Origin of the sequence: Streptomyces himalayensis subsp. himalayensis (assembly GCF_013778455.1) — a bacterium.
Taxonomy (GTDB): domain Bacteria; phylum Actinomycetota; class Actinomycetes; order Streptomycetales; family Streptomycetaceae; genus Streptomyces; species Streptomyces himalayensis.
Window position 1 is genome coordinate 23,636 of record NZ_JACEHE010000038.1, and the last position, 21,155, is coordinate 44,790.

General features: G+C 70.6%; 18 protein-coding genes and 1 pseudogene. 15 read left to right on the top strand and 4 right to left on the bottom strand.

Translation table 11 applies throughout. From position 1 onward, the window contains the following. Positions 1-9 precede the first annotated feature (9 nt). A complete protein-coding gene (locus H1D24_RS36290) occupies positions 10-261 on the bottom strand; it encodes an Rdx family protein (RefSeq protein WP_181662016.1) in 252 nt (83 codons plus the stop codon). 187 nt (positions 262-448) lie between these two features. Then, on the bottom strand, positions 449-1,378 hold the full coding sequence (locus H1D24_RS36295; RefSeq protein WP_181662017.1) for a HipA family kinase: 930 nt from the start codon (positions 1,376-1,378) through the stop codon (positions 449-451). Positions 1,379-2,246: 868 nt separating this feature from the next. Here H1D24_RS36295 and H1D24_RS36300 point away from each other — a divergent pair. The 15 genes and pseudogenes from H1D24_RS36300 to H1D24_RS36370 form a co-directional block, all read left to right on the top strand. Further along, positions 2,247-3,458: a CaiB/BaiF CoA transferase family protein gene (locus tag H1D24_RS36300; RefSeq protein ID WP_181661986.1), complete on the top strand. Its 1,212-nt coding sequence runs from the start codon at positions 2,247-2,249 to the stop codon at positions 3,456-3,458. Further along, positions 3,455-3,880, top strand: a complete 426-nt coding sequence (locus H1D24_RS36305; protein WP_220137629.1) for a Zn-ribbon domain-containing OB-fold protein — start codon at positions 3,455-3,457, stop codon at positions 3,878-3,880. Before H1D24_RS36300 ends, H1D24_RS36305 begins: the two co-directional genes overlap by 4 nt. After that, positions 3,877-5,079: a thiolase family protein gene (locus H1D24_RS36310; RefSeq protein WP_181661987.1), complete on the top strand. Its 1,203-nt coding sequence runs from the start codon at positions 3,877-3,879 to the stop codon at positions 5,077-5,079. The genes H1D24_RS36305 and H1D24_RS36310 overlap by 4 nt, the downstream gene beginning before the upstream one ends. Positions 5,080-5,141: 62 nt before the next feature. Next, on the top strand, positions 5,142-6,611 hold the full coding sequence (locus tag H1D24_RS36315; RefSeq protein WP_181661988.1) for an aldehyde dehydrogenase family protein: 1,470 nt from the start codon (positions 5,142-5,144) through the stop codon (positions 6,609-6,611). A 130-nt stretch (positions 6,612-6,741) separates the two neighbouring features. Next, positions 6,742-7,944 (top strand): amidohydrolase family protein, encoded by a 1,203-nt coding sequence (locus H1D24_RS36320; RefSeq protein WP_309484575.1) that lies wholly within the window; start codon positions 6,742-6,744, stop codon positions 7,942-7,944. 7 nt (positions 7,945-7,951) lie between these two features. Next, positions 7,952-8,233 (top strand): ferredoxin, encoded by a 282-nt coding sequence (locus H1D24_RS36325; protein ID WP_181661990.1) that lies wholly within the window; start codon positions 7,952-7,954, stop codon positions 8,231-8,233. Next, a complete protein-coding gene (locus H1D24_RS36330; RefSeq protein WP_181661991.1) occupies positions 8,230-9,015 on the top strand; it encodes an SDR family NAD(P)-dependent oxidoreductase in 786 nt (261 codons plus the stop codon). The genes H1D24_RS36325 and H1D24_RS36330 overlap by 4 nt, the downstream gene beginning before the upstream one ends. Positions 9,016-9,019: 4 nt before the next feature. Then, positions 9,020-10,267: a cytochrome P450 gene (locus tag H1D24_RS36335; RefSeq protein ID WP_181661992.1), complete on the top strand. Its 1,248-nt coding sequence runs from the start codon at positions 9,020-9,022 to the stop codon at positions 10,265-10,267. Between the two features lie 55 nt (positions 10,268-10,322). After that, entirely contained in the window at positions 10,323-10,775 is a 453-nt protein-coding gene (locus H1D24_RS36340; protein ID WP_181661993.1) for a nitroreductase family deazaflavin-dependent oxidoreductase, read from the top strand. Further along, entirely contained in the window at positions 10,772-11,428 is a 657-nt protein-coding gene (locus H1D24_RS36345; RefSeq protein ID WP_181661994.1) for a TetR/AcrR family transcriptional regulator, read from the top strand. Before H1D24_RS36340 ends, H1D24_RS36345 begins: the two co-directional genes overlap by 4 nt. Next, positions 11,425-12,492 carry a phosphotransferase family protein gene (locus H1D24_RS36350; RefSeq protein WP_181661995.1) on the top strand — a complete coding sequence of 356 codons (1,068 nt, stop codon included), beginning with the start codon at positions 11,425-11,427 and terminating at the stop codon, positions 12,490-12,492. Before H1D24_RS36345 ends, H1D24_RS36350 begins: the two co-directional genes overlap by 4 nt. Continuing rightward, entirely contained in the window at positions 12,489-13,532 is a 1,044-nt protein-coding gene (locus H1D24_RS36355) for a phosphotransferase (RefSeq protein WP_181661996.1), read from the top strand. Before H1D24_RS36350 ends, H1D24_RS36355 begins: the two co-directional genes overlap by 4 nt. Positions 13,533-13,622: 90 nt before the next feature. Continuing rightward, on the top strand, positions 13,623-15,011 hold the full coding sequence (locus H1D24_RS36360; protein ID WP_309484576.1) for an ABC transporter substrate-binding protein: 1,389 nt from the start codon (positions 13,623-13,625) through the stop codon (positions 15,009-15,011). Between the two features lie 10 nt (positions 15,012-15,021). Then, positions 15,022-16,623, top strand: a complete 1,602-nt coding sequence (locus H1D24_RS36365; RefSeq protein WP_181661998.1) for an AMP-binding protein — start codon at positions 15,022-15,024, stop codon at positions 16,621-16,623. 41 nt (positions 16,624-16,664) lie between these two features. Further along, positions 16,665-17,006, top strand: a pseudogene (locus H1D24_RS36370) (IclR family transcriptional regulator); the annotation flags it as partial. A 150-nt stretch (positions 17,007-17,156) separates the two neighbouring features. Here H1D24_RS36370 and H1D24_RS36375 read toward each other — a convergent pair. Further along, positions 17,157-17,843: a sarcosine oxidase subunit gamma gene (locus H1D24_RS36375; RefSeq protein ID WP_181661999.1), complete on the bottom strand. Its 687-nt coding sequence runs from the start codon at positions 17,841-17,843 to the stop codon at positions 17,157-17,159. Next, the gene (locus tag H1D24_RS36380; RefSeq protein WP_181662000.1) at positions 17,836-21,147 is read right to left on the bottom strand and encodes a sarcosine oxidase subunit alpha family protein; all 3,312 of its coding nucleotides are present in this window, start codon (positions 21,145-21,147) and stop codon (positions 17,836-17,838) included. Before H1D24_RS36380 ends, H1D24_RS36375 begins: the two co-directional genes overlap by 8 nt. Between the last annotated feature and the right edge of the window lie 8 nt (positions 21,148-21,155).

A 21,155-nucleotide genomic window follows, 5' to 3' on the forward strand; every position in this document is an offset into this window, starting at 1 on the left:
ACCGCCCGCTCAGCGCTCCGAGTGGCCCAGGCTCTTGTCCGGTGCCACTCGGTCGCGGACCAGGCGCTTCACGGCCGTCGGTTCGGGGAAGCCCTGCTCGCGGCGGTCCCAGATCACCTCGTCGTCGACCCGCACCACGAAGACGCCCCCCGTGCCCGGCTTGAGGGCGAGTTCGGTCAGCTCGGTCTCGAAGGTGGTCAGGAGCTCCTGGGCCAGCCAGGCAGCTCGCGGCAGCCAGCGGCACTGGGTGCAGTACTCGATCTGGACCCGGTGGCCGGTGGCCGCCGGTGATCCAGTATTCGCGGATGATCCCGTGTTCGCGGATGATCCCGTGTTCGCGGATGATCCCGTGTTCGCGGATGATCCCGTGTCAGCGGGTGACTTGGTGTCCGATGATGCGTCCTGGGATGACTCCGGGGATGACGATGATGACGACGACGTCAACGGTTCAGCTCTTTCTTTCGAAGTGCACGGACCAGTCCTGTTCGGCCGCCGGTTTGCCGTGCAGATCCGGGACCCGCTTCAGCCACTGAGGACGGCCCGCCTCGGTGGCCGCGGCGCGGGCGGCGTCCTCGGCGGCGAGCTGCTCGCGGGTGGGGAAGTCCGTGGGGAGCCAGGCGTGCGAGGTCTTGGCGCGGGCGGCGAGATACGTGACGTAGGCCTCACGCTTCTCGTCGGGACCGGCGAAGCCGGGCTCGGCCTCCAGCCATTCGTCCGGCACCAGGGCGGCGACCTCCCGGAGCAGGTCGAGGGTCACGCGGGGCGCCAGCTCGGCGTCCGCGGCGGCCGTGTCCGGACCGTACACGCCGAGGGCGTGCTGCCGGAAGTCGTACGCCTTGTCGACGGAGGCGGCCGCGGAGTCCCAACGGTGGTGGAAGACGAGGGCGGCGCCGTGGTCGATCAACCACAGCTTGGGCTCGCGCGTCCCGAACGTCGGCCAGGTCATCAGGTTGGAGCTGTGCACGGTGCGGTCGACATTGACGGTCAGGGCGTCGAGCCAGACCACCTTGCCGGCCTCCAGCGGGTCCACGGTCAGCGACCTGGCCGCCTCGGGCGTGAAGTCCTTCGCGCCCGGCAGGAGGTCCATGCCCAGGTTCAGCCCGGCGCTGGCGCGCAGCAGGTCCTGGACCTCCCGGTGCGGCTCGTCCCGGGCGACGGCAGGGTCGAAGTGCGCCCGCACCAGCTCCGGGACGCGCAGCCCGAGCCTCCGGGCCAGCTCGCCGACGATGACCTCGGCGACCAGAGCCTTCCGGCCCTGGGCCGAGCCGGTGAACTTGACGACGTAGGTGCCGAGGTCGTCCGCCTCCACGACTCCGGGCACGGAGCCGCCGGACCTCAGGGGCGCGATGTAGCGGGTTACAGCGACCTCCCTCAGCATTATCCCAGGCTCCACGGCTCTTTTTCCTTATAATCCACGGTTAGCCCCAAACGGGTGCGACCAGGGAACCGGCCACGATCAGCCCTGGGGAGAATCTGGGGAGTTTCGACTGGCATGCCGATACCCCTCCCTTCCGAGCAGCCCGTCGATGGCGGTGCGCCCCATGCTTTCGGTCTCCGGCATCCCGCATCCGGCATCCGGCATCCGGCATCCGGCATGAAGTGAGCATAGTAACCGAGCGTGACAGTCGCCGAGGAGTGCCCGAGCCGCCGCGCCAAAGTAATCACGACTCCCCCGCCTCCAGCATGGCAATGTGCCCTTCACCACAGCGGCCAACGTCCCGATGACGACCCGGACGAGCACGGCCGCGCGATCGGTGCCGCGCTCTCCGTGAGAGCTCAACAGCCAGCCGGCACTGCCTGATCACGCTCTGCGCAACGTCGGGCGACGGCGAGCTCGGCCATGCGGGTCGGCCAGCATTCCAATTGGACCATCCGCGTGAAGCCGCCGGGGGGTTACGGCGGCGCGCACCGCGCTGCCCAGATGGTGGCGGCCCGGCGGTCCCATGACCCCGATGAGACTGCCGAGCCCGGTGTCCTCGAGCTCCTGGTGCAGGGCGAGTGCATGACCAGGTTTTCGCGCCGACCACACCAAGTTCCCACGCCAGCCGATGCAGACCACACATGGCTTTGGGGCGTTGGCATGCCCGTATGCCGTCGCGGAGGCGGGCGCATGTACGGAGTGGGCCTTCGCAGATACGAGAATGGCGCTCTGCAAATTTCGAAAGAAGCCTTCCCAAAAGCGGCAGCGAAACTCTAGCCTGGCGGCGTCACCGAGTCAGCGCGGTGCGGCGTACGGGAGGTGCTTGGTGGGCAACGACGCATTCGACGGTGTACGCGTGGTCGAACTGGCGCAGTGGGTGTTTGTCCCCGTCGCGGGTGCGCTCCTCGCCGATTGGGGTGCGGACGTCATCCGGGTCGAACGCCCAGAGGGCGACCCGTACCGCGGCCTGTCCACCCAGGGCATCGGCAGCGACAGCACGGGCACCAACCTTTCGGTCGCCCTCGCCAACCGCGGCAAGCGGTCCGTCGCCCTGGACCTGCGCAGCGACGAAGGGCCTCGCCTGCTCGACCGGCTCCTCGACACCGCGGACGTGTTCCTCACCAGCTTCCGGCCGGCCGCGCTGCGCCGCCTCGGCCTCGATGCCGAGGAACTGGCCCGCCGTTTCCCCCGTCTGGTGTATGCGCGCGGGCACGGCTTCGGGGTGCGCGGGCCTGGTGCGGACCGCGCCGGCTACGACTCCTCCGCTTTCTGGGCGCAGGGCGGCATGGCCCACGTCCTGACGCCGCCGGAACGCGACCACCCCATCAGCCAGCGCGGCGCGATGGGCGACCGCAACGGTGCGATGGCCCTGGCGTTCGGCATCTCCTCCGCTCTGCTGCGGCGCGAACGCACCGGCCTGGGCTCGGTCGTGGACGTCTCGCTCCTCGCCACGGCGATGTGGACGCTCTCGTCGGATGTGCTCGCCGCGCTGGCGGGAGGGAAGCCGCGCGGCGTCTCCGGGCGCGGCGGTGCGGTCAATCCGGTCGTCGGCGCGTACCGCACGAAGGACGGGCGGCACATCCAGCTCGTATTCCTGGAGTCGGACCGCTATTGGCCGGAGTTCTGTCGACTCATCGGACGCGACGACCTGATCGGCGACCCACGCTTCGCCGACCTGCGGGCGCGCGGCGAGAACCGCGAGGCGTGCGTCGCCGAGCTCGAGGCGGAGTTCGCCCTCCGGACGTTCGACGAGTGGAAGGACCTCCTGTCCCGTATCGACGCGCCGTGGGCGCCCGTGCAGGCCGTCGAGGAACTGCTGAGCGACCCCCAGGTGCTGGCCAATGGCTACGTCGGCGAGGTCGAGTTGGAGGACGGCTCGTCGTATCGGCTGCCGACCGTGCCGGTGCAGTTCGACGAGCGGCCGCCCGCGCTGCGCCGGGCGCCGGAACATGGCGAGCACACCGAGGCGGTCCTGGTGGAACTCGGCTTCACGTGGGAGCGGATCGCCGAGCTGAAGGACGCGGGGGTGATCCCGTGACGGTCGCCCGCCCGGTGCCGGTGCCCGATGAGCTCTCCGCGCCCTACTGGGAGGCCGCGGCCCGGCACGTTCTCGCCATCGCGCGCTGCTCCGTGTGCGGAGCGTTCGCCGTCCCTCCGGACCAGACGTGCCCGCACTGCCGGACGACCGATCCGGCGTTCGTGTTCGAGCCGGTGAGCGGCCGGGGCGCGGTGCGCTCCTGGACGGTCGTCCGTCAGTCTTCCCTTCCCGGTTTCGCCGCCGATGTGCCGTTCGTGCTCGTCGACGTCGAGTTGGTCGAGCAGTCCGGCCTGCGCATGATCGGCAGGCTCCTCGATGGGCCGGACGCCGCCCTGCACGTCGGCTACCGGGTGACCGTGGCGTTCGAGGACGCGGCTCCCGGCATCGCCGTTCCCGCCTTCGTACTCGGGGGTGACACATGAGCCCGCAGTTCGAAGCCGGCCGCCAGGTCGCGATCGTCGGGTACGCGCACAGCGTCCTCCGGCGGCACGCGGAACGCCCGCTGGGCGCGCTCGCCGTCGACGTTGCCCGCGAGGCGATCGCCGACGCCGGACTGCGGCCCGGGAGCGTCGACGGGTTCGTCACCGCCGCCTTGTTCCCCACCGCGGGAGCCCACGCCGTCGTGGACGGCGTCAGTACGGTGTCCGCCAACTGGCTGGCCGAGCGGCTGGACGTCACACCCCGCTACGTCGCGGGCTTCCAGGGCATCGGCCAGATCCCCGGGTCCGTCGCCCTGGCGGTCAACGCCATCGCGAGCGGCGCCGCGGACTACGTCCTGCTGCACCGTGCCCTGCACAACCCGCCCGGGCGCTACCACGACAACTCGATGCGCGAGGCACGCGGGCTCCAGCAATGGACCGCGCCGCAGGGCTTCTTCGGCCCGTTACCGATGATCGCGCTGCCCGCCAACGAGTATCTCCAGCGGTACGGCGCCGATCGGGAGGCGCTGGCGGCGGTGGTGGTCGAGGCGCGCAAGAACGGGGCGAGGATCCCGTGGTCGTACTGGCACAAGCGGCCGTTGACAACGGAGGAATACCTCGCGGCAGCCGTGATCAACGATCCGGTGTGCCGGTACGACTGCGACATCCCGGTGGACGGTGTAGCGGCCTTCGTGCTCACCTCGGCCGCGCGTGCCCGCGACCTGCCGAACAAGCCGGTCTATGTCGCCGGTTACGCGAGCAGCGGGACCGTCCCGCGGCGGCTGCCCTTGCACTGGCCTCTGGACGACATCATGGCCGGCGGCGCTGAGGTGGCCCGTCAGCTGTGGAGGCACACAGGCGTCGGGCCCGGCGACGTCGATCTTCCGCAGGTGTACGACGGGTTCTCCCCCTTCGTTCTGTTCTGGCTTGAGGCCCTTGGCTTCTGTCCGCTCGGCGAAGCGCACCGCTTCGTCCAGGACGGCGGCATCGACAGCGACGCTCCCGGTGGGCTGCCCGTGCTCTCGGGCGGGGGTGCGCTGGGCAACGGGCGTATGCACGGCATCCCGCAAATGCTCGAGTGCTACCTCCAGTTGGCCGGCCGGGCCGGAGAACGTCAGCGCGAGAGCGCGACGGTCGGGCTCGCGTGCCATTCCTCGCCCCACTACGGCGGCGCCGTCGTCTACACCACCACGCCCTGGTGACCCGGGCCGTGCGTACACCATCGCACGCAGCGCCGCGGCGCGGCGGGAAAGGGGCGTGCCCCGTGGGTGCGATCATCCCGGAACGGCGCTCGTACGTGGCCGGAAAGTGGGTCGAGGGTGAGGAAGTCCTCGCCGTCGAGAACCCGGCCGATGAATCGCACGTGGCCGACGTCTTCGTCACGCCGCTGTCCGAGATCGAACGCGCGGTGACCGAAGCGCGCGACAGCTTCGACCGGGGCGTATGGGCGGACATGCCTCCCGGCGACCGCGCCCGGGTCCTGCACGCCTTCCTCGACCACGTGGAGGACTCGCGGGCGGCGCTGGTCGCCACGATGGTCGCCGAGGCAGGGCAGCCCACGGCGTTCGCCGAACGGTCGCAGTTAGGCGGCGGACTGGCGGTGGCGCGCGGCGCGATCGACCTGTACCTGTCGATGCCGCACGAGGAGGCGAACCCTGTGCCGGTCGACGAACTGGTGCGGGGCCGGGTCGCCTTGAGCATGCGGCGTCACGAGCCGGTCGGGGTGGTCACCGCGATCACACCGTACAACGGGGCGATCGTGATGGCGCTCCAGAAGATCGTCCCGGCGTTGATGTCCGGCAACTCCGTGATCCTGCGGCCCAGTCCGCTGACCCCGATCTCCTCGCTGATCTTCGGCGCTGCGGCGGACGCGGCCGGGCTGCCGCCGGGCGTGCTGAGCGTCGTGGTGGAGGCCGGAGCGGCCGGCGCCGAACTGCTCACCAGCCACCCGGCCGTCGACATGGTCTCGTTCACCGGCTCCACCACGGTCGGCCGACAGATCCTCGCGCAGGCCGCCCCGACGGTGAAGCGGGTCGCCCTCGAACTCGGCGGCAAGTCCGCCCAGATCTACCTCGACGACGCTGTGGGCAGGGCGGCCGCCGGTGCGGTCGCCGTCGTCGCCGCCACCGCCGGGCAGGCATGCGTCGCGGCCACCCGCATGCTCGTACCGCACGACCGCAAAGAGGAGGTCGTGGAGGCGGTCACCCGGGCCTACGCGTCCCTCACCGTCGGCTCTCCCACCGACCCGGAGACCACCATGGGGCCGGTCATCAGCTCCGCCCAGCACGAACGCTGCGAGCGGTTCGTCTCCCTGGCCGTCGCGCACGGCGGCCGGGTGGCCCACGGGGGCGGCCGCCCGAGCGGGCTGGAGCGCGGCCACTACTTCGAACCGACGGTCCTCGACCTGCCCGACAACGACAACCCCGCGGCCCAGGAAGAGATCTTCGGCCCCGTCATCGCCGTGCTGGGCTACCGGGATCTCGACGACGCCGTCCGCATTGCCAACGACAGCCCCTACGGCCTGTCCGGCCAGGTGTACGGTGCCGACACCGCGACGGCCACCGCCCTTGCCCGCCGGCTGCGTACCGGCGCTGTCAACGTCAACACCGCCCTGTTCAGCGCGTACGCGCCCGGCGGCGGCTACAAGCAGAGCGGCCTCGGCCGCGAGCGCGGGCCCGACGGCATCCGCGCCTTCCAGGAGGTCAAGCACCTGGTGATCGGCGAACTCCGATGACCTCGTGCCAACGGGAACTGCGACGAGTTCGTCCCGATGACTTCGTCCCGACGTAAACCCGATGAGTTCGTCCCGATGACTTCGTCCCGACGTAAACCCGATGAGTTCGTCCCGACGCAGAGGAGCCGACGTGTCCACCGATCTCTCACTCGACTGGCTGATCTCAGTCGACGACCATGTTCTGGAGCCCCCTCACCTGTGGGTCGACCGCGTCTCGAAGGCCGATCGCGACCGTGCCCCGCACATGGAGTTCGACGACAACGGCCTGGACTTCTGGGTCTACGACGGCAAGCGCTACCCCAGCTCCGGCCTGAGCGCCGTCGTAGGAAAGTCGAAGGAGGAGTTCAGCCCCGAGCCGCTGCCCTACAGCGAGATGCGCCCCGGCTGCTACGACCCGACCGCCCGGATCGAGGACATGAACAGGGCCGGGATCCTCGCCTCACTGTGCTTCCCCACGGTCACCCGCTTCTGCGGGCAGCTGTTCATGGAGGCCGGCGACCGCGAGTTCGGCTTCGTGTGTCTCCAGGCCTACAACGACTGGATGATCGAGGAATGGTGCGGCGCCGCGCCCGGCCGCTACATACCCCTCGTCCTCATCCCGCTGTGGGACCCGCCGCTCGCGGCCAAGGAACTCGAGCGCTGCGCGGCCAAGGGCGCCACCTCGTTCGCGTTCTCCGAGAACCCCGCGCCGCTCGGCCTGCCCACCATCCACGACGCGGCCCGCTACTGGGATCCGGTGATGGCCGCCGCGAACGACCTGGAGATGGTCGTGTCGATGCACGTCGGCTCCTCCTCACGGGTGCCGCAGATCGCGCCCGACGCGCCGTTCCTGGCCAATCTCGCATGGGGGGCCACACGCACCTCCGGGGCGATGCTGTCGTGGTTGTTCAGCGGCATGTTCCAGCGCTACCCCAAGCTGAAGATCGCGCTGTCGGAAGGCGAGATCGGCTGGATGCCGTACTTCCTCGAGCGCGCCGAGCAGGTCCTGGACAAGCAGCGCCACTGGGTCAAGCGCGGCATGAAGTTCGGCGACCACGCCGGGAGCGACGCGGTCGACCTCGACACCCTCGACGTCCGCGCCACGTTCCGTGACCACGTCTTCGGCTGCTTCATCGACGACGTGCACGGCATCGCCAGCATCGACGAGATCGGCGAGGACAACATCATGTGCGAGACCGACTACCCGCACTCCGACTCGACCTGGCCCGACTGCATCCAGACCGTCAAGAGCCGCATCGACCACCTGCCCGCGGAGACGCAGTACAAGATCCTGCGCGGCAACGCCGAGCGGCTCTACCGGTTCACGCCGGCCGAACCGCCCGTCCTCGCGTAGGCCCGACGTGCCGGCCTGGACCGTCACCGTCGACCGGGACAGATGCCTCGGCAGCGGCATCTGCGTCCTGTACGCCCCGGACACCTTCACCCACGACGACGAAGCCAAAGCCGTCGTCCACGACCACGGCGACCCCCTCGACGCGGTACGCACCGCCGTGGAGGGCTGCCCGACCCAGGCACTGCGTTTGACCACCCACGCACCCACGACCAACGGACACACCGCGGGCGGGTCGGCCATCGCACGATCCTCCGCCGCAAGACCCGCAGCCGAAGAGGAAGGGAGGTGAGCCGCGTGTTGCTCGGCGGAAAGACCGCCATCGTCACCGGCGCCGGATCAGGTGTCGGCGCAGCGTCGGCGCTGCGTTTCGCCGAAGAGGGCGCTCGCGTCGTCTGCGCCGACATCGACGTTCAGAAGGCCGAAGAGACCGCTCGTCGGATCAGCAAGGCCGGCGGCACCGCCGTGGCCATCGCGTGCGACGTCTCCCGCGAGGACGACGTCGCGGCCCTTGTGACCGCGGCGGTAGAGCATTTCGGCGGGCTCGACATCCTCTTCAACAACGTGGGTATCCCCACGCCGCGCCTCGGCGCGACGCTGGAGGAACACACCGCTGAGGACTTCCAACGCTTGGTCACGGTCAACCTCGGCGGCGTGTTCTTCGGCTGCAAGCACGCCATGATCCAGTTCAAACGCCAGGGCGGCGGAGTCATCCTCAACACCGGCTCCGTCGCGGGCCTGGTCGCCTGGGGCGGTTCGGTTTACGGAGCAACCAAGGGGGCCGTCCACCAGCTCACCCGAGCGGTCGCCATCGAAGGCGCGCCGTTCGGTATCCGGGCCAACGCCATCTGCCCTGCCGGCATGCCCTACACGAACTTCATGGCCGCCGGCGGCCTCGACGCCGACTCCGAGGTCCTGACCCAGACGGCTGAGCGAATCGCGGCGACCCACCCGCTCGGCCGGGCGATCACCGCCGAGGACTGTGCCAAGGCCGCGGTCTATCTGGTGTCCGACAAGGCCGCCAACGTCACCGGCGTCATGCTGCCGGTCGACGGCGGCTACACGGCGAGGTGAACCCATGACCACGACCGAGCAACTCGACCGCGACCGCGTCCGCGAACTGTTCGACCTCCGCGGCTCCTACCTCGCGGAAGTCGGCGGCGGGTACGAGGGAGACCCCTACCCCGTCTGGCACCGGTTGCGGGAACAGGCCGCCGTGCACCCGGGAACGGTGCACGAACTGACCGGATACGACGGACCGGCGAACTTCCAGGGCCTGCCGCACCTCGACCGACCGCACTTCTCCGCGTTCACCTACGCCGCCTGCGACGCCGCGTACCGCGACGCCGAGGTCTTCGCCGCCTCCCTCACCCCGGTCGACCCCGGCAACGGCTCACTCGCGGTCAGCAACAGCATGATCGCGCTGGGGGGCCGCCGACACCGGCGCTACCGGGCCCTGGTCCAGCCGTCCTTCGTACCTGGCAAGGCCGGATGGTGGATACGCAACTGGATCGAGCGCACCGTCGATCTGCTCATCCACGGCTTCGCCGACGCCGGGCGAGCCGAGCTGAATGTGGATTTCTGCGCCGCGATCCCGGTCCTCACCATCACCGGCAGCTTCGGTGTGCCGGTCGAGAAGGCATTGGACATCCGCGCGGCGCTCAGGAACCCCGCGGCGATCGTGGAGATCCTCCGGCCCATCGTCGCGGCTCGCCGGGAGTCGCCCCGGGACGATCTGATCAGCGTCCTGGTCGAGGCGGAGATGACCGACGAGGACGGCGTCGCGCACCGGCTCACCGATGCCGAGATCTACTCGTTCGCACTCTTGCTGCTGACCGCGGGATCCGGCACCACGTGGAAGCAGATGGGCATCACGCTCACCGCGCTGCTGCAACGGCCGGAGGTGCTCGAGGCGGTACGCGAGGATCGCTCTCTGCTGCGCCCGGCGATCGAAGAGGCGTTGCGCTGGATGCCGACCGACCCGATGTTCTCACGCTACGTCACCCGGGACGTCGACTTCCACGGGGTGCGCCTTCCGGAAGGGTCCGTCCTGCACCTGTGCGTGGGCGCGGCCAACCGCGATCCGGCGCGCTGGGAGCGCCCGGACGAGTTCGACATCTCCCGGAGACTGCGGCCGTCGTTCGCGTTCGGCGGGGGCGCGCATGTGTGCCTGGGCATGCACGTCGCCCGCGCCGAGATGCGCATCGGAATCGGTGCGCTCCTCGACCGGCTGCCGAACCTGCGCCTCGACCCGGACGCCGAACCACCCCGGTTCATCGGCCTGTACGAACGGGGGGCCACCGAAATCCCGGTGGTGTTCGGATGACGGCCCAGAGCGCCTCGGGAACCTCAAGCACTTCGACACGAAAGGCACGACGACCATGACCGAATCCGGCTACCGGCCACCGGACTTGTCCCTGGTCGGCGCCGAACACGTGGCTCGCTACCAGGAGACTGACGGCGAGGTCGGCTACGAATGGAACGGCGTGCCGATCCTTCTGCTGAGCACCACGGGGCGCACGACCGGCCTGCCCCGGACCAGAGCCCTCATCTTCGGACGCGACGGCGACGACTACCTCGTCGTCGCGTCCACCGGCGGCGCGCCGAAACACCCGTCGTGGTACCTGAACCTCCTGGCGCGCCCGCAGGCCGAGATCCAGGTGAAGGCCGCACACATCCCGGTCGTCGCGCGCACCGCGTCGGAGGCGGAGCGGGCGCGCCTGTGGAAGACCGTGGTCGGCTATTGGCCCAACTACGAGGCGTACCAGACGCGTACCGATCGGGTCATTCCGATCGTCGTGCTCACTCCGCTGCGAGGAGGTGCCGCCGTATGAAGGCCGACCGTGCAACCGACCGCTCGCCCGCCGTACAACGGTCGCGGGCCCGCAGCGCGCAGCAGATGACTGCGATCACGCGCGCGGCCTATCGCCTGATCCAGGAAAAGGGCACCTCCTTCACGACCCAGGACCTGACGAAAGAGGCCGGGCTCGCGCTGCAGACCATCTACCGGCACTTCACGAGCAAGGACCAGATCCTGCTGGCCGTCGTCGAGGATGTGATCGCCGAACAGGGCGCGCAGATCGAGGCCGCCGCGCGGCAGCTCCCGGACCCGGTCGCGCGCCTGCGCTTCTACATCACCGGCACACTCGACTCGCTACGCGCCGAAGACCATTCCGGGCCCCAGTTCATCACCGCCGAGCACTGGCGCCTTTACCAGCTCTTCCCCGACGAGATGGTCCAGGCCAACCAGCACTTCGCAGACCTGGTCGAGCGGGAGCTGCGGGAGGCCGCCGACCTGGGGATGTTGCGCCCGAACGACCCAGCCGCGGACGCGTGGTTCGTGATGAAGCTGGTGATGTCGGTCTACCACCACTACGCGTTCGCCACCGCGAAGGAGCCGATCGAGGACATCGCCGAACAGCTGTGGTCGTTCTGCCTGTCCTCCTGGGGCGGCGAATCCGGACCCGGAAAGGGGCAGCAGGAATGAGCGACGCACCCGTCTTCGCCAAAGGCCGCGACCTGGACGCCGCGACCGCCGCGCTGCGACCGTGGCTGGCCGCCCGTCTCGGCGTCGCGGACGTCGACGTCACCGGGATGTTCTATCCGCAGGGCGCCGGCGTCTCCAACGAGACGATCCTCTTCGAGGCCCGAACCGGCGATCACGTCGACGAACTCGTTCTGCGTGTCGCGCCCGCGCGCGAACACCAGATGTTCCTCGAACCGCGGTTCCGGCTCCAGTACGACACCCTGACCGCGCTGCGCCGCCTCGGCTCGGTGCGAGTCCCCGAAGCCCTGTGGTACGAAGACGACCCCGCGGTCCTCGGCCGGCCGTTCTATCTCATGCGCCGCATGCGCGGCCGTGTGCCGGTGAGCATGCCCGTCTACAACGCGTCCGGATGGCTGGCCGAGGCGACGCCCGCCCAGCGCCGGGTCCTGTGGGACAGCGCCATGCGGCAGTTGGCTGCCATCCACCGTGTGCCGGTGGCGGAGGTGCCCTTCGTGGACCGTCCCGACCACGGCGCCACCGGGGACGAGCAACAACTCGCCTACTGGAGCCGGTTCGCGACCTGGGCGCTCGGCGACGACATCCCCGAGGCCGTGCACGCGCTCCTCGACTGGCTGACGGCCCACCGACCGCCCACCGCCTTTCCCGGACTGTCGTGGGGCGACGCCCGCATCGGCAACATGATGTTCGGCGACGATTTCCACGTCGTCGGCGTCATGGACTGGGAACAGGCGTCCTTGGCCGGTCCGATGGCCGACCTGGGCTGGTGGCTGCTCTTCGACGACATCCACAGCGTCGAGCACGGTGTGGCACGACTCGACGGGCTCGGCACACGGCAGGAAACCCTCGATCGGTGGCAGGAACTGACCGGACGTCAGGTAGAGAGCCTGCACTGGCACGAGGTGTTCGCCGGCCTCAAGGCCGGCCTGCTCGGTCTGCACACCCGCCGGTCGATGAAGCTGCCCAATGCCGACGAGCGCGCGAACCCATTCCTGCAACGCTCCTGTCGGATGCTCGACCTCACCGTAGGGGCGGACCTGCCATGAGTTTCCCGGGCGGCCCCGCGCCGCACGACGAAGCCGTCGTCCTGTCCCCCGAGTGGCTGACGGCGGTTCTCGCGGAACGCCATCCCGGCGCCGCGGTCGCCAGGGTGGAGGTGACCGATCGCCTGGAGACCGTCGCCACCAAGCTGCGGTTCCGCGTCGAGTACGCCGACGAGGCGGCCGACGCGCCGTCCGCCCTGTGCGCCAAGGGATACCTCAACCCGGTCAGCCGGCGCCGCACGACGCCTGCCGAGGCCGACTTCTACCGACTGCTCTCGGCGAATCTGCCGGTGCGTACGCCGCCGTGCGTACACGCCGCCGTCGACGACGAAACCGGCCACCCGCTGGTGATGATGCACGACCTCACCGCGGCCGGAGCGCGATTCGGCGACCCGCTGGTGGGCTTTCGCACCGAGCAGGCGGCCGGAACCCTCGACCAGCTCGCCGCCTTGCATGCCGCGACCTGGGGCGGCATGAAGGCAGACCTGGCGAACGCCTTCCCGCCCCGCATCCCCTCACTCGCCCGACACATGGGCGCCGAACAGCTGCAACTCCAGCTCGACGACGGCCGGGCCCCGGGCGTCCCGTCAAACCTGCGCCGTGCCGACCGGCTGCTCGCCGCGATGGCGGCCCTCGCCAGGCTCGACGGCGCCCACCCGCGGTGCCTGGTGCACGGCGACCTGCACACCGGCAACGTGTACGAGACCGCCGACGGCGACCCCGGCCTCATCGACTGGCAGGTCGTCCAGCACGGCGTCTGGGCCCTCGACGTCGCCTATCACGTCGCCGCCGTCCTCGACCCCGACGAACGCGCCCACAGCGAACGCGAACTGCTCGACCACTACCTCGACCGGCTCGCCGCCCACGGCGGCACTCCACCCACCCGCGACGAGGCCTGGTGGGCCTACCGCGCGCACCTGCCGTACGGGTTCTTCCTGTGGGCCATCACCCGCGCTGTCGACCGCCCCATCATCGAACACCTCACCGATCGCCTCGGCCGCGCCGTCGCCTGGCACGACAGCTTCGCGCTTCTGGGCGTCTGATCCACCGTCCCGTCCCCCATGTACCGCCGTTCCGCCAAGGAGATCACGCCGACGACCCGACGCCGGCCGACAGCACCGAGGAGGCAGCCCGTGAGAGCCCACGGAACCATCGCCGCTGTTTTGGTGACCACCGCATTGTTGACGGCCGGATGCGGCCGTGACAGCTCCGGTGGTACCGACGGCGAAGGAAGGCCGGCCACCGCGCCCGGGGCGGCCCCGTCCGCCGACTTCGGGGATCTGAAGAACGTGTGCGGGCCGGGCGACCCGACCGGCGCACCAGCCAAGGGCGTCACCGACAAGGAGATCCAGGTCGGCGTCCTGTCCGACGTCGGCTTCACCAAGAACCCCGAATTCCCGAACGCCGCCAAGGTGTTCACCGAATGGTGCAACGACGCCGGAGGCATCCACGGCCGCCAGCTCGTCCCGACCGTCCGCGACACCAAGTTGGTGGAGGTCCGCCAGCGCGTCATCGAGGCCTGCCGCGACGACTTCGCGCTCGTCGGCGGCAGCGCTGCCCTGGACGGGCTGGGCGTCAAGGAACGGCTGTCCTGCCTGATGCCCGACTTCGCCGCCCAGGTGGTCCAGCGCCAGAACGAAGGCTCCGACCTCCAGGTCTCCGTCCAGCCCGGCGGCCCGTCCTATTTCCGCAACGCGGGCATGCTGCACTGGGCTGTCACGGAGGCCTACCCGGGCTCGGCCGGCGACCTGGGCATCATCGCCGGCGACAGCCCGGTCACCAAGATGTCCCTCGACCAGCGCGTGGAGACCCTCAAGGCCTTCGGCGGGACGATCACCTACACCGACCTCTACCCGGCACAAGGCGTCTCCAACTGGACGCCCTACGCCCAGGCGATCAAGAACAAAGGCGTCAAAGGCCTGATCTTCATGGGCGACTTCGGCTCGCTCGCGAAGCTCGAGCAGGCGCTGACCGACATGGACTACAAGCTCGACTGGATCGACGCCAACAACAACGCCTACGGCCCCGCCTTCCTGAAGCTCGCTGGTCCTGAGGTCCTGGCGACCCAGAACAACCTCGCCGACCTCATGGGCACCTTCCCCCTCGAGAAGGCCGCCGCCAACCCCGCGACGAAGCAGGTCATCGACCTGTTCGCCAAATACGCGCCGGAGGCGCAGGTGACGATGCCGGCGGTGAAGGCGTTCTCCGCGTGGCTGCTGTTCGCCAAGTCGGCCGCGTCCTGCGGGGACGCGCTCACCCGCAAGTGCCTGTACGAGGCGGCCCGCAAGGAGACCGCGTGGACGGGTGGCGGTTTGCAGGCGCCCCTCGACCTCTCCGTGCAGGACGCCCCGGTGAACTGCTTCAACGTCGAGAAGGCCACCCCGGACGGCTGGAAGCCCGCCGACTTCAAACCCGATCGCGGCGCGTACCGCTGCGGCGCGAAGGCGTACAAGCTCACTGGTCCCTACGGCAGGCCCGCGACCCTGAAGGACGTCGGCAAGAGCATGAGCGACTTCAAGTAAGGGAGGAAACATGGTCGGCCAGGCGCAGACAGCATCGACGGCAGCGGGGTCCGCCCAGGACGGACCGGCTTGGCTACGCACCATCCCGGCCGATCTGGTCAAGCGCTACGAGGCGGAAGGGTGGTGGACCCGGGAAACGCTCGGCGACCTGGTCGCACGCGGCCTCGCCGCCGCCCCCGACGCCGGATTCCACGTCCACTCTGCGGTGCGCCCGTGGTCGGGCACCTTCGCCGACGTCGAACTGGTCGCGCGCCGGCTGGCCGCAGGGCTCGCCGAACGCGGCGTCGGCCCCGGGGACATCGTGGTCTTCCAGCTGCCGAACTGGATGGAGGCCGCGGCCGTCTTCTGGGCCTCGGCCCTGCTGGGCGCGGTGGTGGTGCCCGTCGTGCACTTCTACGGCCGCAAGGAACTCGGCCACATCCTGGCGGCCACCGAACCGAAGGTCTTCGTCGGACCGGAGCGGTTCGGCCATCTGGAGCACCAGCCGGACCTGGTGGCCGACGTGCCGGTCGTCGGCGTGGTGGGGCGGGACTTCGACGCCCTGCTCGCGGCCGAGCCGATGCCCGGAACGCTCCCCGCGGAACCGGCCGGTGCGGCGCTGATCGCCTTCACCTCCGGCACCACGCGCGACCCGAAAGGCGTGGTGCACAGTCACCAGACGCTCGGCTTTGAATCCCGCCAACTCGTCCGGCGCTACCCCTCGGACCGAGGCGACTGGATCACCGCCGCGCCCGTGGGCCACTTCATCGGGATGCTCACCGCGTTCCTCGTTCCCGTCCTGGACGGTGCGCCGGTCAACCTCGTCGACGCCTGGGACCCGGCCCGGATACTGCGGCTGATGGCCGACGACGGACTGACCTTCGGCGGCGGCTCGCCGTACTACGTCAGCAGCCTGCTGGACCACCCCGACTGGCGTCCCGAACACCTGCCGAAGATGAAGTACGTCGGCCTCGGCGGCGCCGCCGTCCCGGTCGGCGTGACCCGTCGGCTGGCCGGGCTCGGCCTCACGGCGCACCGCTCGTACGGCAGTACCGAGCACCCGTCCGTCACCGGGTCGTTGCCGATCGCGCCCGAGGACAAGCGGCTGTACACCGATGGGGAACCGCTGTTGGGCGTGGAGCTCCGGCTCGCCAAGGACGGCGAGATCCTGACCCGGGGGCCGGACCTGTGCCTCGGCTACACCGACCCGGGCCTGACGGCGTCCGTGTTCGACGACGAAGGCTGGTACCACACAGGCGACATCGGGAAGCTGGACGAGGAGGGCTACCTCACCATCGCGGACCGCAAGTCAGATGTGATCATCCGCGGCGGAGAGAACATCTCCGCCCTGGAGGTCGAAGAGGCGCTGCTCGGCATGCCCGCCGTCGCCGAGGCCGCGGTGGTTGCAGCCCCCGACAAGCGGCTCGGCGAGCACGCCGCCGCATTTCTCGCGCTCCGATCCGGCCACGCCATGCCCACGCTCGAGGACGTGCGCGCCCACCTTGAACACGTCGGCCTCGCCCGCCAGAAGTGGCCCGAGGAACTTCACCAAGTGCACGAATTCCCGCGCAACGCAAGCGGCAAGGTCCAGAAGTTCCTCCTGCGCCGGGAGCTGCGGGCGGCCTGCGGCTGACCGGGCTGGACCTGAAGGGTCGGGTGCCGCTGCCCCGTTGCGGCAAGATCCTGCTGGCCCATCTGCCGGAGAAGGAGCGCGCCGACGTGCTCGCGGCGTCCGGGCTGCAGAAGCTGACGCCACACACCCTGACGGCCAGGACGAAGCTGGAGAAGAACCTCACCGAGGCGCGGGAGCGCGGGTACGCGGTGACGCTGGAGGAGCTGGAGATCGGCCTGCACGCCTTGGCGGCCCCGATCCGGTCCCGCGACGGCGAGGTCATCGCCGCGCTCAGCGCCTCCGGCCCCGCGTACCGCTTCACCGAGGAGCGCATCCACGAGCTCGCTCCCGTGCTGATCAAGGGCGCGGAGGAGATCAGCCGCCGGATGGGTTATCTGGGCTGAGCCGCGCCCGGCGGCCCGAGGGGGCGGGAATCGCCGAGCGCCAGGCGTACGACCACGCGGACCCGGTCGGCCACGGGCAATACACATAGCCCTGTGGGAGCCCCTGAGCGGAGCTCCCACAGGGTCGACGGGGCAACCCGCCCAGGTCGCTCAGACGTATTCCGACGCCGCGTCGAGCAACCAATCCGCCAGATAGCCGGCGAAGGACGAGCGGACCAGCACCCAGAATCCGGCCCTTGGTTCGTCCCGGGCGACCAGGACCACCTGCGTGCGGCCCAGCGTCGTCTGGGCGCAGCGCCCTGGCCCGAAGACCCGCGGATGCAGGTCCAGCGCGCAGCCGTGGGCCAGCAGGTCGTGGGCGCGGGGGCCCGTCACGAGGAGCGTGGTGCGCTGCGCGGAGACGTCGGTGACCGAGACCGGCTCCTCTCCCGCGGCCTCCCGGATCCGGCTCTCCAGATCCCGCTCGCTCCCCGGCGGTCCCACCAGCAGCCACTCGTCCGGACCGAGCCACAGCGCGGTCAACTCCCCCGCTCGTACGACGGAGTTCGGCTGGAGGGGCAGTTGGAGGTCCAGTGCGAGCCCGACCGCTTCCGCCGCCGGTCCCTTGGCGTCGAGGCGCACGTTGACCTGGGCCAGGAAGGGGAGTTCGGCCAGCCGGACCGCACCCGCGGACGTGCGGGTCGCGGCGGCCAGGCGGCCCGCGGCGTGCGACAGGGGGCTGCGGAGGGGGACGGTCAGGGCGTCGTCAGCCGCTCCTCGGCGCGGGGGCGGGGCGGTCAGGGCGTTGTCAGCCGCTCCTCGGCGCGGGGGCGGGGCGGTCAGGGCGTTGTCAGCCATCGCGGCGGGCTCCCTCGGGGTCGTAGAGGACGGGGCTTGCGACGGTCACCGGGACCAGTTGGTCGCCCACGGGGGCGTACAGCCGCTCGCCGATGCGGTCCCGGCCGCCCTTGATCAGGGCGAGCGCGAAGGTCCGGCCGAGGGCCGCGCTGCGATAGCTCGAGGTGACGTGGCCGAGCATCGGGACGGGCGGCGCCGGCAGCACACTGTCGGCCACCAGGTGGGTGCCCTCCGGGAGGAAGGTGCCCGGGTCCTCGGGGAGCAGGCCGACCAGGTGCTTGCGGTCGGGGCGGGCGGTGTCCGCGCGGGCGTAAGACCGCTTGCCGATGAAGTCCGGCTTCTTCTTCGACACCACCCAGCTCATGCCGAGGTCCTGGGGGGTGACGGTGCCGTCGGTGTCCTGGCCGATGATCGGGTAGCCCTTCTCGGCGCGCAGGACGTGCATGGTCTCCGTGCCGTACGGGGTGATGCCGTACGGGGCGCCGGCCTCGTACACGGCCTCCCAGAGGGCGAGGGCCTCCCACGGTGACACGTTGATCTCGTAGGCGAGTTCGCCGGAGAAGCTGATCCGGCACACCCTGGCCTCGATGCCCGCGACGGTCGTCTCACGCCAGGCCATGAACGGGAAGTCGTCGTTGGAGACGGCGAGTCGGGGCGCGAGGGTGCCGAGGACCGCGCGGGAATTCGGGCCGACCAGGGCGACCGTGGCCCACTGCTCGGTGACGGAGGTGCAGTGGACCTTCAGCTCGGGCCATTCCGTCTGCAGCCACTCCTCCATCCAGTCCAGTACGGCCGCGGCGTTGCCCGTCGTCGTGGTGACCAGGAAGCGGTCCGGGGCGACGCGGATGACCGTGCCGTCGTCGAAGACCATGCCGTCCGGGCGGCACATGACCCCGTAGCGGATCATGCCGACCTTCAGGGTGCTCATCATGTTGGTGTAGAGCCGGTCGAGGAAGACGGCGGCGTCCGGGCCCTGTACGTCGATCTTGCCGAGCGTGGAGGCGTCCATGAAGGCCACACTCTCGCGGGCCACCCGGCACTCGCGCAGCACGGCGGCTTCCATGTCCTCGCCGTCCTGCGGGTAGTACCAGGGGCGCTTCCACTGGCCGACGTTCTCGAACAGGGCGCCGTGCGCGACATGCCACTCGTGGATGGCGGTCGTGCGGACCGGGTCGCTCAGCGCGCCTCGGTCGCGGCCCGCGAGGGCGGCGAAGGAGACCGGGGTGTAGGGCGGGCGGAACGTCGTCGTGCCGAGCGCCGATATGTCCACGCCGAGCAGTTCGGCGACGACGCCGCTGGCCAGGACACCGGAGGTCTTGCCCTGGTCGTTGGCGGTGCCGGCCGTGGTGTAGCGCTTGGTGTGCTCGACCGAGCGCAGACCGGCGCCGGTCGCGCGGGCCAGGTCGTCGACGGTGACATCGCGTTGGAGGTCGACGAAACGGGGGCCTTCCGCGTCGCCCGGGACGACGTACACGTGCATCGGCGGCTTCTGCCGCGGCTGCGCGGGCACCTCCGGGAGGCGCGGTGCCTCGGGCGTGTAGCCCTCGGCCTCGACGGCGCGGGAACCGGCGGCAGCGCCCTGTGCCAGGACGGTGGCCGCGTCGAGGACGCCACTCGCACTGCCCACGACCTCGACCGCCTGGCGGCAGGTGTCGGGCACGAAGGAGCCCAGCGTCTCGTCGTAGCGCAGCTTGCCGCCCGACTGGCTGAACAGGTGCGCCACCGGGTTCCAGCCGCCGGAGACCAGCAGCAGGTCGGCGGCGAACTGCCGCTGCCCCGCGGACTCTCCGTACGGCGCGACGGTCACGGCGGTGAGGCGCGCCTCGCCCTCCGTGCCGATGACGGCATGCCCGGCCAGCACCTCGATGCCGACGGCACTCGCGCGCTCGGCCCACTCCCCCGGTTCGGGGCGCGTGTCGACGATCGCCGTGATGCCCAGGCCCGCCGTGGTGAGGTCCAGCGCCGCGGCGTAGGCACTGTCGTTGGTGGTGAAGACGACCGCGTGACGGCCGGGCAGGACACCGTGGCGGTTGACGTACGTGCGGGCCGAGGAGGCCAGCATCACTCCGGGGCGGTCGTTGTCCGCGAAGGCCAGCGAGCGCTCGTGGGCGCCGGTGGCGAGGACGACGCGGCGGGCGCGGATGCGCCAGACGCGTTCGCGGGAGACATTCTCGGGGGCCTCGGCGCCGAGGTGATTGGTGCGGCGCTCGACGGCGAGCAGGTGGTTGTCGTCGTAGTAGCCGAAGATGGTGGTGCGGGGCAGGACGCGGACCTCGGGGGCGGCGTCGAGCTGCCCGGTGATCTCCTGCACCCAGTCGAGTTGTTCGGCCGTGCCCAGGAGGCTGCCGCCCAGCTGCGGCTGGTCGTCGGCGAGAATGACGCGCGCGCCGCTCTTCGCTGCCGCCGCCGCTGCCGCCAGGCCGGCCGGGCCCGCGCCGACGACCAGCAGGTCGCAGTGGGCGTGTACGGCGTCGTAGCGGGCGGGGTCCGGTTCGGTGGCAAGGCGGCCCTGGCCGGGGAGGCTGCTTGCCACGAGGCCGTCGTAGAGCTCGACCGTTGTCGCGGGGAGCATCGGCTCTGGGAACGGGGCCTCGATCTGGACGACCGCGTTGGGCTCCTCCACGCCTGCGGAGAAGATGCCGCGGGGGCGGCCCAGTTTGATGCTGGTGCCGGCCCGGATGACGCCGTTGGCGAGGAGGGCGGAGGCGAGGGTGTCGCCTCGGTAGCCGTGGTATTCGGTGCCGTCGAAGGTGAAGGTGAGGGGGGCGCCGCGGTCCATTCGGCCGCGGGTGGGGTGGCGGAACGGCTGGGTTGCGCCCCCGCCGCCCTTACCCGTCCCGTCCTCCAGGGGCTCCGCCCCTTCGACCCCGGCGGGGGCTTCGCCCCCTGCACCCCCACGAGGGCCGTCATTCGGCTGCGGGTGGGTGGGGGCTGGTCGTGCCCCCGCGGCGGAGCCGCATATCGGCACGGCCCGCGCCCCTTCTGGGGCTGCCGCCCCAGACCCCGCTGACGGCACCGGCCTCGGCTCAACAGTTGCCGGGCGCTCCTCCCCCGCCCGGTACACCGCCAGAATCTCGTTCGTCGACGTGTCCCGGACGGCGTTGAACCAGCGACGGCAGCCCGCCGCGTGGCTCCAGCGCTCGGCGAAGGGGCCCTTCGCGTTGTCGCGGAAGAACAGGTACCGGGCCCACTCCTCGTCGCTGAGGGACGCCGGGTCCTCCGGATACGGCACGTGGGCCTGGCCGCCGTAGTGGAACTCGGCCTCGTCGCGGGGCCCGCACCACGGGCAGGGGATGAGCAGCATGGATCGGC